The sequence below is a fragment of the Olivibacter sp. SA151 genome, assembly GCF_054130995.1.
In genome coordinates this window covers 2638148-2651254 of record NZ_CP096391.1, presented here as the reverse complement: position 1 = coordinate 2651254, position 13107 = coordinate 2638148, and the positions used below count along the sequence as shown (strand labels likewise).

Genomic DNA, 13107 nt, shown 5'->3' with positions numbered 1-13107 from the left:
TATTCTTTACCTTAAATTTAAGATTTAAACTGCCACCAATCAAAATAGAATAAATCTTTTTTTCCTTTGAAAACAAAAAAAACATCGTGTTTACCCGTTATATTTTTCATGGACCCGTTAACTGTACGAAAGATATCACCCTCACCCTGCGTATTAACGTTCACTACACCTAACAACGGCCCATTGATGCTATCCAAATAAACCTCGATCTTGCCTCCATAAAGCGACGCAACATTAACGTCTAAGGATTTTATACCCTTGGAAAAGTCTACTGCCCGAACCATGAGATGATCTCCATTGTGTATAGATGAAACCACTACCCGATCAGCTATCTTCGCTCCTTTATCCCAAGGGATATTACGCTCCCATTCCGTTTGCTTTTCGGTTTTGAGCCCTTCACTAAAAGCGATTGTTTCTGCCTCGGTTCTCCGGTAAGGGTTAAGTGTCCCTACAGGTTCTACACTTTCAGATGTCCAAAATGGCAGTTCTTTCAGTGTGCCGTCTTCATTATAAACCAGTTGGGTTAAACAGACGGACCGTCTCTCATAATGCTTGCTCATCGTTTTCTTAAGTATTTCATAATTAAATCCAAATACATACGACTTACCCTTATACTCTATAATACCGGGATGGTTACCATTGGATCGGCTATTGCGATCCATAATCATTCCCTTAAAGACCCAGGGACCTGTCGCTGATTTTCCCATCGCATAGCCTATTCCTTCCGGACAGCAAGTTGAAGCGTAGGCCATATAATAGTTCCCGTTTTTTTTCCACGCCCAAGGTCCTTCCTGATAGCGAAATGGGTCTTTCTGCCCTTCAAGTTTAGCGAATGATGAATCCTTAACGATTTCACCATCAATCGAAATCATGTCTTCCTTGAGCTTAACATACCACAGGTTAGGATTTCCCCAATACATATACGCTTGACCGTCGTCATCGATCATAACCGTTGGATCTATATCTTCATTGGAATTTTTCACCAAGGGTTTACCAATGGGATCAACAAACGGCCCGTAGGGACTGTCAGAAACCAGTACACCTATCCCGACACCTCCTGGCACAGTACAGTAGAGATAAAACTTTCCATTGCGTTCTACACATTGGGCCGCCCAGGCACCATTATCTGCATCGACCCATTTAAAATTTTTCAATGAAGCTACCGGACCGCGATCCTGCCAGTTAACCATATCGGTCGACGTATAGAGCAGCCAATCCGTCATTTTAAACCCAAAAGCATCATCCTCGTCATGACCTGTGTATAAGTATACCGTGTCCTTATACACCATAGGAGCTGGGTCTGCCGTATGTTTTGTTTGAATGATCGGGTTTTGCGCGAACCCACTTGAACCCAATATACAGAGTAATGTAGTTAATATCCCCACTTTGGGACAATTGTTTAAGTCTAATTTCATAATTTACGATTTCAGTCTATTGATCCTCTTGCTTTCAGGCAATTAGTTCATTAGCGTTTATTGGTTAGCCTAGCACTAAATGGCAAATTTTACAGATGTCATTTAAACACTTAATACCCGAAATAAAGAAATATTAGCGAATAAGTGAAATAAATAACACATTTTTTTATGGGCAACGACAAGGAAATCGAACAGTATGTGGCAGGTAATTTTAAGGAAGTAACCGTCGATAATGGCCAAGACCTAATTAAAGTTAAACATAATTTTACAAATCACGACGGCACAAAGCACATTTAGAATTTTTCTATTCTCACTTTTTTAGGTTTGTTAAATCCTGACCGATATCTATAACTGAACAAACTTTGTAGATTGCTTCCAGATGTAGCGGCCACAGATATCGGGGACTGACATTTAAATCTAGGAGGTCTTTTTATTCATGTCTTTTACCAAAGTCTCTATCAAGGTTTTTGCATCTCGGTGTTTCAGTAAAGCCGCTGCTTGTCCTGCCCAATATGAACTGAAGTCCGGGTTGGTATCATAGGTGGCAGGATAGGCTTTCAAATTTCCCATAAATTTGCTTTGCAAAGGATATGGAGCTAATAAGTATTCAAAAGGTTTTAACTCTTCCGTTATTCTGTTGCGTATTCCTCTTGAAAGTCTGCCTGTAAATACCTTCGTTAGCGATGTATGTTTGGCATCAGACGTGAATAATTTGTCTTTATAATCTTGCGATGCGTTTGATTGTTCTGTTGCTAAAAACGCAGTCCCCATCTGTACGGCATCGGCACCTAATGCTAGTGCGGCCTGTATTCCTCTTGCATCAGTTATTCCTCCTGCTGCTATTATCGGAATGTTGACTGCATCTGCAACTTGTGGTATTAGTGCAAAAGCGCCTGTCAGCGAATCTTCTGCTGACTGTAAAAAGGAAACCCTATGCCCGCCCGCTTCAAATCCTATTGCTACAATAGCATCTACACCTGCATGCTGCAAGGCAATAGCTTCATCTACCGTAGTAGCGGCACCAACGGTCTTTATTCCAAGTGTTTTGCATCTTGCTAAAATAGGTTGTGGCGGAATGCCGTAAACAAAACTAAATACAGCAGGTTTTGCTTCAAATATCGCTTCTACCTGCTCTTCAAATTTCGTCCCCAAATCTGTCGGTTTTGGGGGAATTGGTAAACCAAGTTCGTTAAAATAGGGCTTAAACAATTCTGTAAGTTTTTTATAGTCATCATCGCTAAACGTAGCTAAACGGCTATCACGGTCATTAACCCACAAATTAATATTGAAGGGTTTATTCGTGTTCTTTTTAATTTCATTGCAAATGTGGATAATTTCCCGAGCAGAAAAAGGCTGCCCACCGAAAGAACCCAACGCCCCTGCATTTGAAACTGTGCTTGTGAGGCTGACTGATGACAATCCACCACCGAAGGGTCCCTGAACGATCGGGAAATCTATACCCAATAGCTTTGTAAATTTTGTTTTATTCCACACGGTTTTACCTGTCCAGTTTACGGTACTACTCGCACTTTGAATTTGAAATTTTGCCATTATTTTTGTGTTGAAATTTATAACACAAAATTCCATAGCTTTAGGTAAATCAGGAAGGACATACCTCACAACTTTAATGTGAGGTAAATCACAGTTTATTTGGAAGTTGAATTAAAACGGCTTAGTGTTTCTCTTGTAACGCCTAAATAAGAGGCTAATAAATGTTTTGGTACTTTTTGAAAAAGTTGGGGGTATTGTTCCAATAGACTATCGTATCGTTCCTTTGCATTATTGCTCATCAGTGAAAGAATGCGTTGTTGCAGCGCAACATTCCGTATATTCGTTTTCTTTCTGAAAAAATGCTCCATTTTATGTAGTTCCGCACATAATTTTTCTCTGTTCTCGTAAGACAAGCAAAGCATTTCGGTATCTTCAATGCAATCAATATCAATCGTGGCAGCAGTTTGATTGTAATAAGCCTGATAATCTGTTATCCACCAGTCTTGCATACCAAACTGTATAATATGGATTTTGCCGTCATTGTCTGTGTGATAAGATTTCAGGCAGCCGCTTAAAATAAAATAGTCAAACTTGACGGCCTGTCCGCACTGCACAGCAAATTGATGCTTCCTGAGTTTTCTTTCAGTGAAATGCGACAATACGTATTCAAACTCCTTGTCTGAAAGCGGTGTGATTTTTTCTATTTGTTGTCGTAGAATCTTACTCATTCATCGTCATTTTTTTGCTGATTTTGTATACCTGTCATCAACAGCTTTGAGCTATTCATAGCGGTGGAAATGTATTCTCTTTCCGGTAATTGTAAGAATCAAGTACGGAATAGTTTACGTTTATCAACTATTGTCAGATGTGATTTTCCTCTTATGCTGAGCTCCCCATTGAGCTAAAGCAGTAATGATATCTTTTAATGATTGACTGTATTCGGTAGGTATATATTCTACGACGACCGGCGTTTGATCGGCATATACATTTCTTTCAACTAAAAGATTTACTTCCAGTTTTTTCAATTCACTTGACAGCATTTTTGCGGAAATACCCTTTAAAGTACGCTGTATATCGTTGAACCTGGTATGTCCCCCTAAAATTGCAATCATCACCCTTATTGTCCACCTGCCGCCGAGAACATATAAAGCATCTTCGGTTGATGACAGCCGATTTTTGCACTGTATCTGTGAATATTCCAATTTATTTGTCGCCATTCCCTTCTTTTTTTTCTTTTAGCAACTAACCCAAAAGTTACTACTTACTTTAATGTAACTACTATAATTCGGTTAGCTAATATAGCTAATTTTGCAACACCCTGTTTTAAAAGAGGTAAAGAAATGAAAAAAATATTGCACATAATTTCAAGTCCGAAAAAAGCTAATTCCGCAAGTAGAATGCTGGGAAAAAAAGTGGCTGAAAAACTAAAAGAAAAATTTCAGCACGTGGAAATTAAGGAATACGATCTCAATACAATTCCGCATTTAAGCGAATCCCATATCAATGCCTTCTTTACATCCACTGAAAACCGGACAGATGAGCAGCAACGTGAAATAGCCATTTCCGATCGGGCCATCACTGATCTGATCGAAGCTGACATTTTAATAGTTGAAGCACCAATGTACAATTGGAATATCCCTTCAACATTGAAAGCGTACTTTGACCAGATCGCCAGGCCCGGACTCACATTCCGTTATACCGGAAAAGGAGCGTTACCGGAAGGATTACTGAAAGACAAAACTGCGTATATAGTAACTTCCTCCGGTGGAATATATACAGAAGGAGAATTGAAGGCCTTCGATTTTACGACCAATTATGTCCGGTTTTTCCTTGAACTTATGGGAATTGAAGTTGCCAATGTTTTCAGGGCAGACGCCCAGGCAATACTGGGCCCGGAAGATGCTATACGGAAAGGAATTGAAAGTATTGTTATAGCATAAACAATCTATGAACACAAAACTCAAAAAAACACAAAAAAGGGATTATTAAAACTTAAAGAACAAAAATATGATTTTAGTTACAGGAGCAACGGGCCGGTTCGGCTCAAAAGCGGTTGAGCATTTATTGAAAAATGGAGTACATCCTTCGGAAATTTCCGTTTTAGTCAGAGATGCAACTGGAGCAGGTCACTTAAAAGAACAAGGCGTTCAGGTAAGACAAGGTGATTATGCCGATCATACATCTATGGTAAAAGCCTTTCACGGTGTGGAACGATTGTTATTGGTTTCCAGCAATGATAGAGGAGCCATCGAGAACCGTACACAGCATCACAAAAATGCGATCAGGGCTGCTAAGGAAGCAGGCGTAAAACATCTTGTATATACATCCTTTGTAAGAAAACCAGGGTTTGAAGGTTCGTCCATAAGCGGCTTTCAAAATTCGCATGTTGAGTCCGAGCAGTATTTAAAGGAAAGTGGCATGGAATACACGATACTTCAGAACGGTATTTATGCTGAAATGATTCCGGTATTTATCGGAGATAAAGTCGCTGAAAACGGAACAATCGTGTTTCCCGCAGGCCAAGGAAAAGCAAGCTGGGCGCTTCGGGAAGAACTGGCGGAAGCCGCTGCCAACGTTTTAACTACCGACGGGCATAGAGGTAAAACTTATACACTGACCCATACCGAATCGGTCGGTTTTCGAACCATAGCTGAGGAAATTTCCGCCGTATTGGGTCGGGATATCCATTACAAATCTCCCGAAATGGATGAATTTAAAACAATACTGGAAAACGCCGGAGTTCCGCAGCTATATATTGGCATGTTTGCCATGTGGGCCGCAGCGCTGGCAGAGCAGACCCTAGATAAAAATGATGAAGCATTGACCATGTTATTGGGCAGAAAGCCAACATCCGTCGGTGAATTTTTAAAACAGATTTACAGCTGACCTGCTTCCTATCGAAACCTTGAAACAAAAGTGCTGTCAGATTTTGACAGCACTTATCGGAAAATAAATGATTTCGCTAATGTTACCCGATAGTCAGTTATTTCATTCTTTCTTTACAACGGTACCAATACAAGCTTCCCGCACGGCCTGTTCGTCGAGCCCCATATATTTGGCAAATTCAGGAAAAGTAACAGGTTGGTGAGGTCGCTTACCTAAAGCCACATGGACCGTCCGCAGCAGCCGTTGTGCATGGCGGATACCTTTTCCGGTAATGATGGTAACATCCTTGGGATAAATATAAAGTCTGTGCTGATTCATAACATACAGGTTTGGAGTCTTCGCTTCCTAAACGAAGACTAAGGTTCACAAAAACATATTATCCGGAGAGATGCCTCACCCCCTCTTTAGCCGATATCCACCCGCTACTTTACCGCTAAAAGCCCGTTTTTGCTACCCTAAAGGCGAATATAGCGTGTATATACCGTGAATAGGCGGCGGATAGGACCCGAAGGAAGCCCCTAGTAAACCAGATCTCTCCCTTAGTTTCAAAAATAACGGGCAGTATAGAAACGGGCAAGGTTTATTTGGGTATAAAAGCGACATTAAGGAAAAAAGAAGCCTAAATAGCACCATTAGCGACCCAGCGGTATACACGCGACCGCCCCTATTTTTATTCCTTGCACCTTTGTCTTGTTGTTAAACGCTACCCAATTCAAGAGCCCGATTTTCCTTTGTCGGACAGGGCCCGTCGATAAAGCGAATAGTGGGTTCCGTAAGACGGTAGATAATTCTTACAATCATGGCAAGACAGAAAAGTTTCGTCAAATTAGAAGGAAGAATCGGGGATTTGACCTTCTACAAAACCAAAGATGGATATCAAGCAAGAGAGAAAGGCGGTGTAAGCGCCAGCCGTATCGCTAGCGATCCCAAGTTTCAGCGGACGCGCGAAAACAACGCTGAATTTGGCCGGGCCAATGCATCGGCGAAGAAACTCCGGGATGCCTTTCGTGCCTTCATTCAGCTCACGTCCGATTCGCGCATGCCTAACCGCTTGAACAGCCGGATGATGCGGGTGCTCAAAGCGGATGCGGTAAGCGATCGCGGGGAACGCAAGATACTGGATGAAAATCTCGGCATTCTGAACCGTTTCAGCTTCAATGCCGCAGCACTGCTATCCAATACATTGTTTGAAAAGGTGGAAAGCGTTATTGACCGCAGTACCGGAACAGGCGGTGTTTCGCTGAAAGCGCTTGACCCGGCGGTAAAAATTGCCAAGCCAGCGGGCGCTACGCATTTTCAGTTCAGTGCGGCACTTGCTGCAGTTGATTTCAGTGCCGGTGAAGAGAGCGATTATGCATTCGACATGCAGGAAAGCGACTTATGGCCGCTCAATGCACTGATCGAGGCGACGGAGTTGAGTACCAGCCTTGCACCCGCGAGCATTGGCGAACTGCCGCTGTTTTTGGGTTTCGGTGTTTCCTTTTATCAAGAGGTTAACGGTAAGCACTACCCGCTTAACAACGGCGCCTTCAATTCACTTAGCATTGTCAAAATCGATACCATATGATGATGCTATCTCTTCTCAGGACCTATCATCCTGAAGGAACAAACGGTTTGCTCTCTTATGAGGGCAAACCTGTTTGCAAAACCATTGAGCTTCCGTGGCGTAATAACAAAAAGCGCGTCAGCTGCATACCCGCCGGAACCTACAGATTGATCCGCCGAATGCACCAGAAGCACGGTGATCAGCTAGCCATTCCGAATGTACCGGGGCGCGAAGCCATCCTGATCCATCCAGCCAATTTCGCGTTAAGCGAACTACAAGGCTGCATTGCACCCGTTAGCGAGCATACCGGTTACGGTAAAGGCACTTACAGCAGAAAAGCCTTGCAAGCCTTGAAGGATCTCGTTTATCCAGCCTTAGAACGCGGAGAAGAAGTATTTCTTAATATACAGGAATACCTCTGGATCGTCGAAATCCAATGGGAACAGGAGTAATAAACAATTAATTCAAGATTAAAAAACCATTATGAACAATCCGAATATTTCAAAAGAAGAAAATAAAAAGAATACCTTAAAACAGCTGAAAAGCGGCATTCATTTAGCAGCGCAGTTAATTTTAGCTTCGCCCTTAAAACTTCCCATTAAATTAATTCAGGGAGCCAAGTATGCCGTGTTAGCCATCAGCCTAATCGATGGCTTATTCGAAAAGGAAAAGGAAGCCACAACAAAAAGCGAGCTTGTTGATGAAAAAGACGGGGCTTAGCATCGGTACGGTAAGCGGTACAGTTTGCAGTACCCTACCCTTTATCAGTACACAAGAGCTGTTGCGTACCATTGTTTTAGCAGCTCTTGGTGCTACCATCAGCTTTTTGGTAAGCTACCTGCTTCAAAAATGGCGCAAGGGAAAATAGTTACAGGAAGTGGATTTGTAAAAAATCCGCTTCCTTATTTTAATGTCTCCCACAACCAAACAATTCACTGTTCGTTTAAGTATCAAGACAAGCGCCTACTCCCAAACACGCAAATACAATTCAAACACTTCCTTACTTTCTTTAATGATTAATTGATGTTTACCGCGGTGATGAAGCTTCAGGCGCGTCCGAACGTTCGTCAAACCTATCTGACAGCCTTTATGCCTTGCTGCCCGGTTAATCCCATTCTTTGCGTGTACCACTAAGGAAGCATCCGTAAGGGTAATCGAAAGGCAGGCCGGATAATCCTCCACGGTAACCAAGCCGTGGTGAAACATATTTTCTGCGACAGTCAGTAGCATTAAAGGAGCCAGTTCAAACGAAGCCACTCCTTCTCCGATTGTTAAATTAAAGAAAAAGAAACTTCCCGATGCCGCTCGTTTCATTGCAATGAAGTTTTTTAAGGCTTCCAATTCCGCTTCCAGCGGTTGCGGACGGTGGTACTCTTTGTCTACAATGATTCCGCCATGTTCCTGTAGCCAAACAATCAACTCTTGCGCTTCTGCCTTTTGCTCTTTAGCAACTGAACTATAAATAGCACTCAGGAAATTGTTTAGAAAATGGGAACTGATCGTTATTCGTCCATCTTGCAACAAGAGGTTATAACCGAATAAGCGAAGGAATCCATACAAAGAAGACACAAACAAAAAAGCTAAGAAAGGTTGCAAAAAAGGTGTTGCATTAGCCACCTCAAATAGCGGCAAAAAAGTGCTAAAGTCCCAATACATATCACCAAATAAAGAGCTAATCAACGCATAAACCAGGCAGTAGGCTGCAAACTCGGCAAAAGATATAAACGGAATTTTAAGTGCATTCCAGCCCTTCAAGCGCAAAATGCGAGGGATAACATAGCGGCCGTGGAGGTAGAAGAACAGGATATTCATCGAAAAATAAGACACATAATTTTCCCAATAATCCAATTCATCTTCAAAAAGCGAAAATAGGCCGACGTGGTAGGCTATGTATACCAGCCACACAAGTACGTGAACCCAGACGTGTTGACTTCGCTCATACCAATGGGTTAACATTAGGCGGATGAATTACGTTTGGCCGTCCACGATAGTGGCTGGAGCCGATGAACAAAAGCTTCCCTAAAATTCGGCTGAACCGTAAACTCTTTACCATCCGCCATGGTGATGTAATTCCCGAAAACCTTTACCACATGTTCGATCGCAATCAGGGCAGATTTGCTGATCTGTACCAAAGCAATTAACTGATGTAAAGACATATAGGCCTTTTGCAAGGTTAAATGAACTGTATACACATCTTCCTTGGTATGCACACGGATGTAGTTTCTATCGGATTCTATATACAGAATATCCTTGAGGGCGATACTATCCAATTTACCGGAAAGTCCTTTCACAAAGCGAACATTTGCTTCGCGAAGCAAGGTGTCCGTTGCTTTGCTGTGTCGCTGTTGTAAGCGATCCAATGTCTGAATAAGTTTAACGGGTCTTATTGGCTTAGAAATAAAACCGTCCACACTTTTTTCAAAAGCTTCAAAGGCATATTTTTTATAAGCCGTGGTAAAAACAATCCACTTAGTAAAAGGCTTCAAGATACCTACCGCTTCGATACCCGATATTTCGGGCATCTCCACATCGGTAAAAATGATATCGACCGGACCATTTTTTTGCAGCCAAGCGCGGGCCTCATGCACCTTTTCAAATAGGTGTTGCATGCGCAGTTCCGGAACAGATCTAATCGCATCGGCTGCCTGAAAAAGCGCACCCGTAGAATCATCAATAATTATGCAGTTTAATAACATGGTATAATGTTTAGGAGTGATAAAATCGTTAAATAAGCTAAATATCAAAAAAATCAATTTATTTAACAACAATTAATTAACCAAAATGCCCTTTGCAACCATTTCATCCAAGCAATTCAGCCGAAATCGACTTAATTTTTCATTTTGTCCAAGTTTTTCGCGATTTAGATTCAAAGCTTAGATATTTACTTCCATCTCGAGAAATTAAATAAACAATCACAAAGTTATGAACAGGAAAATGATAAAGCTTGCAGGCTTGGCCGGTATGGTTATGGCCTATTGGATCGCTACACAGCAGACAGCTCATTTAAACGTACCTACAAACGAAATCGATTTACTCGATACGGAAATGGATTTAAGAGATTTTATGGGCCTTACGGCAGCAACCCGTTCGTTCATCACCACCCGTGGTGGCGATGAAACCATCCAAAAACCTGAGGGTGATTGGGCTATGTATGAAACCTTATTGGCAAACTATGAGTAAACAGCAAAAGCTGCTTCTATTTTGCGCCGTGCTGCACTTGTTACATATCTTGGCTGTAAATAGTATTAGTGGAATAAACGCTTATAACCTAATTTATAGACAAGCGGCTAGTGGACACTTTAAAGAGACTATTGATAAGGTTTTATCAAGCGATGCTTGCCGTCTTTACAGTTTGTTCAGCGGCACGGCATATAGCTACGGTTTCTTTGCACCGCATGTCGCCAGCCAATACATGAGCAGCTTTCGGTATTTCGATGCTGAGGGAAAGCTTTTGCGCCTGGAACAGTTGCCGGCGGAAGCCACCATGGAAGGTTTGCAGCGTTATGCCATATGGCTCGACCAATTTCAACGTTATCTGCACGAGCGGGCGGAAGAAAATGCTTCCGCCCGATTTTATCGCCGTTACCTGGAAGCTAGTATACGCAACCTGATGAAGCACCTGCTAGCGCAAGTGGACCAGGCCAGTAGCCTGCATTGCACCATTTACCTTCATGAGCCGCCAGCCCTAATAGAAGCAGGGAAAAGCGCAAGAGCCGCCAAAATTTATGAACATTGCCTAATTAAATAAAGCCGAGATGAAAGATTTTCACCCAGTAGATCGAGCATTTTTCCAAGTGCTCCAGAAAGTTTTTGCTTTTGTTTTCGCTAGTAAGCTGCTGATACTCATGCCCGACTTCGAGCTTCTTTACGGCAGCGAAGGATGGATTGATGTAGACCTGTTGCGGATGACGCAGCAATTTCCCGCTTTGGGCATCCAAAGCCTAATAATGGGTTTACAATCTATCGGATTCACTGCCTCGCAAAGCACATGGTTCATTATGGGTCTTTACCTCATCCTTTGCGGTGGCCTGGCCTTCACCCCTTACTGGCGGGCATGTGTGGTTCTTCTATTGCTATTGGATGTGAGCATCTTCAGTATCAATCAGTCTTACAGTTATGGAGCAGATGTTATTAGAGCTTCCCTTCTCTTTTACCTGGCTTTAACACCGCGATGCCCTGGTTTCTACCTATGGCTTTACATGCGCGTAGTGCAGATTCATCTGTGCTTGATCTATTTTTTCGGAGGTCTGCTCAAAGCCATGGGCGGCACCTGGTGGAATGGAGAAGCCGTTTGGAAAGCCGCTAACCTCCCCTATTTCCAAGCACATGGCAGCTGGCATTTAGAGCTGCTAGCAAACAAACCATGGTTAGCAATTATACTAGGCTGGCTGGTTGTTCTGCTCGAACAGTTTTATTCCTTGGCCATGTACAGCGGGAGGCTCCGCTTTATGTGGATTACTATCACATGCCTTATGCATGCTTTCATCGCCTACTTTATGGGGCTTTGGCATTTCAGCATGCTTATGATCAGTTGGAATATAGCGGCCTTTATTATCGGCCCAATGATCCTGGAAAAATACTACCCTAAAAACCAATTTATGTTTAACGCAAGTCGGCGAGCCAAAGACGCTGCCTCCGCCCTGGAGCCGCCGGCTTAACAAAAGAAAGGAGGAACCGTGCTGTATCCCACGGGCTTTACATGACCTTAAAAACCAACCGACTCATTATCAAATCAAAAAAAACATGGCAGAATCTTTAATAAAACTCGAATTTCCAAATTCACTCGGCGAGCCAACTTTAAATCATATGCTGCCGAAAACCGCAACTTATCGATTAGGTTATGCCCTATGCAATTATTGGGAACACCAAGTCTATTCTGTGGCAGAACAATACTACCGTACCAAACATATCTTCCTTTACCTTGGAGAGATAAAAACAGACGTAGATCTATCCATCGTTTTACGTTGTTCCACTCCGAACATCTATTGGATTTACCAATTGGAAGACGAATATTTATTGGTAGTCAATTGCAAACACCGTAAAATCCCATTAAAACCAAAAGAAAAAAACTATCAAGCAGTTTACGTCCCGTCAGGCGATCACCACAGCCACTTCGAAAAAGGAACCCATTGTCTCGTCTTTTATTTTGTAGTAGATGAAGAGTTGTTGTTGCGCTTTCGGAATACTTCTTTACATTTCATAAAAGATCTACTGGATAAACTGAAGGAATCGCACGAAGAATTTGCTGCTAGTTTACGGTTACCTATTGATGCACATGTTTTACGCCACTTAAACAAGCTATTACATCATCGTAAATTAGATGAATTGGAACTGGAAGGAGAAATTCCACTGGCTATCATCCGGCTTATTGTAATCGCTCGATCTGCCTTCTATCTGCGGCAGCAGCATATCCGATTGGACGTTGAACGCTTAGCGGAAATCAGGTTATTTATCAAGGAGAATATTGATATAGGCAATATCTATACCGTATCACAAATTGCCTATCGGTTTGACATCAGCCCTTACCAACTACGCTACGCCCATAAACAGGCCTATGACCAAAGCCTACAAGAGTACATTACAGATTTAAGATTAAAGGAGGTTTACCATTTAATCAAAGAGGAAGGGTTTAGGCCCCTACAAGCGGCTTATGCCATGGGTTACACTGAAATCAGAGCCTTCCGAAGACAGTTTATCAAACATTTCGGTATCACGCCGAATGATCTTTTCCGAAGTTGACGAAGATTCTTCTGAACCGTCATCAAAAAC

At 42.3% G+C, this 13107-nt stretch carries 18 protein-coding genes; 11 read left to right on the top strand and 7 right to left on the bottom strand.

The window, feature by feature from the left end; translation table 11 throughout:
- Positions 1–17 precede the first annotated feature (17 nt).
- Positions 18–1415, bottom strand: a complete 1398-nt coding sequence (locus M1D52_RS10810; RefSeq protein WP_437392580.1) for a glycoside hydrolase family 43 protein — start codon at positions 1413–1415, stop codon at positions 18–20.
- A gap of 168 nt (positions 1416–1583) precedes the next feature.
- On the opposite strand from M1D52_RS10810, the gene M1D52_RS10805 reads away from it, so the two are divergent.
- Positions 1584–1712: a hypothetical protein gene (locus tag M1D52_RS10805; RefSeq protein ID WP_437392579.1), complete on the top strand. Its 129-nt coding sequence runs from the start codon at positions 1584–1586 to the stop codon at positions 1710–1712.
- A 120-nt stretch (positions 1713–1832) separates the two neighbouring features.
- On the opposite strand, the gene M1D52_RS10800 is transcribed toward M1D52_RS10805, so the two are convergent.
- From M1D52_RS10800 to M1D52_RS10790, 3 genes are all read right to left on the bottom strand, one after another.
- The gene (locus M1D52_RS10800; protein ID WP_437392578.1) at positions 1833–2966 is read right to left on the bottom strand and encodes an NAD(P)H-dependent flavin oxidoreductase; all 1134 of its coding nucleotides are present in this window, start codon (positions 2964–2966) and stop codon (positions 1833–1835) included.
- A gap of 95 nt (positions 2967–3061) precedes the next feature.
- Entirely contained in the window at positions 3062–3634 is a 573-nt protein-coding gene (locus tag M1D52_RS10795; RefSeq protein WP_437392577.1) for a Crp/Fnr family transcriptional regulator, read from the bottom strand.
- A 123-nt stretch (positions 3635–3757) separates the two neighbouring features.
- A complete protein-coding gene (locus M1D52_RS10790; RefSeq protein WP_013667412.1) occupies positions 3758–4123 on the bottom strand; it encodes a winged helix-turn-helix transcriptional regulator in 366 nt (121 codons plus the stop codon).
- 123 nt (positions 4124–4246) lie between these two features.
- Here M1D52_RS10790 and M1D52_RS10785 point away from each other — a divergent pair, with 123 nt between their 5' ends.
- Positions 4247–4846: an FMN-dependent NADH-azoreductase gene (locus tag M1D52_RS10785; RefSeq protein ID WP_437392576.1), complete on the top strand. Its 600-nt coding sequence runs from the start codon at positions 4247–4249 to the stop codon at positions 4844–4846.
- Between the two features lie 67 nt (positions 4847–4913).
- Entirely contained in the window at positions 4914–5792 is an 879-nt protein-coding gene (locus tag M1D52_RS10780) for an SDR family oxidoreductase (protein ID WP_437392575.1), read from the top strand.
- Between the two features lie 102 nt (positions 5793–5894).
- On the opposite strand, the gene M1D52_RS10775 is transcribed toward M1D52_RS10780, so the two are convergent.
- Positions 5895–6110, bottom strand: a complete 216-nt coding sequence (locus M1D52_RS10775) for a hypothetical protein (protein ID WP_437366654.1) — start codon at positions 6108–6110, stop codon at positions 5895–5897.
- A gap of 481 nt (positions 6111–6591) precedes the next feature.
- Between M1D52_RS10775 and M1D52_RS10770 the strand changes: the two genes are divergently transcribed.
- The 4 genes from M1D52_RS10770 to M1D52_RS10755 are packed head-to-tail and all read left to right on the top strand — an operon-like array spanning position 6592 to position 8206.
- On the top strand, positions 6592–7359 hold the full coding sequence (locus tag M1D52_RS10770; protein WP_130855506.1) for a hypothetical protein: 768 nt from the start codon (positions 6592–6594) through the stop codon (positions 7357–7359).
- Positions 7356–7790, top strand: coding sequence for a DUF5675 family protein (locus tag M1D52_RS10765; protein WP_437392574.1), 435 nt, complete (start codon positions 7356–7358; stop codon positions 7788–7790). The genes M1D52_RS10770 and M1D52_RS10765 overlap by 4 nt, the downstream gene beginning before the upstream one ends.
- A gap of 31 nt (positions 7791–7821) precedes the next feature.
- The gene (locus M1D52_RS10760) at positions 7822–8058 is read left to right on the top strand and encodes a hypothetical protein (protein WP_437366658.1); all 237 of its coding nucleotides are present in this window, start codon (positions 7822–7824) and stop codon (positions 8056–8058) included.
- Entirely contained in the window at positions 8039–8206 is a 168-nt protein-coding gene (locus tag M1D52_RS10755) for a hypothetical protein (RefSeq protein WP_165446941.1), read from the top strand. The genes M1D52_RS10760 and M1D52_RS10755 overlap by 20 nt, the downstream gene beginning before the upstream one ends.
- 95 nt (positions 8207–8301) lie before the next feature.
- Here M1D52_RS10755 and M1D52_RS10750 read toward each other — a convergent pair whose 3' ends face one another.
- A complete protein-coding gene (locus tag M1D52_RS10750; protein WP_437392573.1) occupies positions 8302–9294 on the bottom strand; it encodes a histidine kinase in 993 nt (330 codons plus the stop codon).
- Positions 9294–10034, bottom strand: coding sequence for a LytR/AlgR family response regulator transcription factor (locus tag M1D52_RS10745; RefSeq protein ID WP_437392572.1), 741 nt, complete (start codon positions 10032–10034; stop codon positions 9294–9296). Before M1D52_RS10745 ends, M1D52_RS10750 begins: the two co-directional genes overlap by 1 nt.
- Before the next feature lie 226 nt (positions 10035–10260).
- Here M1D52_RS10745 and M1D52_RS10740 point away from each other — a divergent pair, with 226 nt between their 5' ends.
- The 4 genes from M1D52_RS10740 (at position 10261) to M1D52_RS10725 (ending at position 13077) form a co-directional block, all read left to right on the top strand.
- Positions 10261–10518: a hypothetical protein gene (locus M1D52_RS10740; protein ID WP_437392571.1), complete on the top strand. Its 258-nt coding sequence runs from the start codon at positions 10261–10263 to the stop codon at positions 10516–10518.
- A complete protein-coding gene (locus M1D52_RS10735; protein WP_437392570.1) occupies positions 10511–11086 on the top strand; it encodes a hypothetical protein in 576 nt (191 codons plus the stop codon). The genes M1D52_RS10740 and M1D52_RS10735 overlap by 8 nt, the downstream gene beginning before the upstream one ends.
- A 7-nt stretch (positions 11087–11093) precedes the next feature.
- Entirely contained in the window at positions 11094–11996 is a 903-nt protein-coding gene (locus M1D52_RS10730; RefSeq protein ID WP_437392569.1) for a hypothetical protein, read from the top strand.
- Between the two features lie 85 nt (positions 11997–12081).
- Complete coding sequence (locus M1D52_RS10725; RefSeq protein WP_437392568.1) at positions 12082–13077, top strand: helix-turn-helix domain-containing protein; 996 nt, start codon at positions 12082–12084, stop codon at positions 13075–13077.
- The last annotated feature ends 30 nt before the right edge of the window (positions 13078–13107 follow it).

Bases quoted from the DNA above. Each gene is read 5' to 3' on its own strand.
- M1D52_RS10810 (WP_437392580.1), bottom strand. From the start codon at position 1,415: ATGAAATTAGACTTAAACAATTGTCCCAAAGTGGGGATATTAACTACA.
- M1D52_RS10805 (WP_437392579.1), top strand. From the start codon at position 1,584: ATGGGCAACGACAAGGAAATCGAACAGTATGTGGCAGGTAATTTTAAG.
- M1D52_RS10800 (WP_437392578.1), bottom strand. From the start codon at position 2,966: ATGGCAAAATTTCAAATTCAAAGTGCGAGTAGTACCGTAAACTGGACA.
- M1D52_RS10795 (WP_437392577.1), bottom strand. From the start codon at position 3,634: ATGAGTAAGATTCTACGACAACAAATAGAAAAAATCACACCGCTTTCA.
- M1D52_RS10790 (WP_013667412.1), bottom strand. From the start codon at position 4,123: ATGGCGACAAATAAATTGGAATATTCACAGATACAGTGCAAAAATCGG.
- M1D52_RS10785 (WP_437392576.1), top strand. From the start codon at position 4,247: ATGAAAAAAATATTGCACATAATTTCAAGTCCGAAAAAAGCTAATTCC.
- M1D52_RS10780 (WP_437392575.1), top strand. From the start codon at position 4,914: ATGATTTTAGTTACAGGAGCAACGGGCCGGTTCGGCTCAAAAGCGGTT.
- M1D52_RS10775 (WP_437366654.1), bottom strand. From the start codon at position 6,110: ATGAATCAGCACAGACTTTATATTTATCCCAAGGATGTTACCATCATT.
- M1D52_RS10770 (WP_130855506.1), top strand. From the start codon at position 6,592: ATGGCAAGACAGAAAAGTTTCGTCAAATTAGAAGGAAGAATCGGGGAT.
- M1D52_RS10765 (WP_437392574.1), top strand. From the start codon at position 7,356: ATGATGATGCTATCTCTTCTCAGGACCTATCATCCTGAAGGAACAAAC.
- M1D52_RS10760 (WP_437366658.1), top strand. From the start codon at position 7,822: ATGAACAATCCGAATATTTCAAAAGAAGAAAATAAAAAGAATACCTTA.
- M1D52_RS10755 (WP_165446941.1), top strand. From the start codon at position 8,039: ATGAAAAAGACGGGGCTTAGCATCGGTACGGTAAGCGGTACAGTTTGC.
- M1D52_RS10750 (WP_437392573.1), bottom strand. From the start codon at position 9,294: ATGTTAACCCATTGGTATGAGCGAAGTCAACACGTCTGGGTTCACGTA.
- M1D52_RS10745 (WP_437392572.1), bottom strand. From the start codon at position 10,034: ATGTTATTAAACTGCATAATTATTGATGATTCTACGGGTGCGCTTTTT.
- M1D52_RS10740 (WP_437392571.1), top strand. From the start codon at position 10,261: ATGAACAGGAAAATGATAAAGCTTGCAGGCTTGGCCGGTATGGTTATG.
- M1D52_RS10735 (WP_437392570.1), top strand. From the start codon at position 10,511: ATGAGTAAACAGCAAAAGCTGCTTCTATTTTGCGCCGTGCTGCACTTG.
- M1D52_RS10730 (WP_437392569.1), top strand. From the start codon at position 11,094: ATGAAAGATTTTCACCCAGTAGATCGAGCATTTTTCCAAGTGCTCCAG.
- M1D52_RS10725 (WP_437392568.1), top strand. From the start codon at position 12,082: ATGGCAGAATCTTTAATAAAACTCGAATTTCCAAATTCACTCGGCGAG.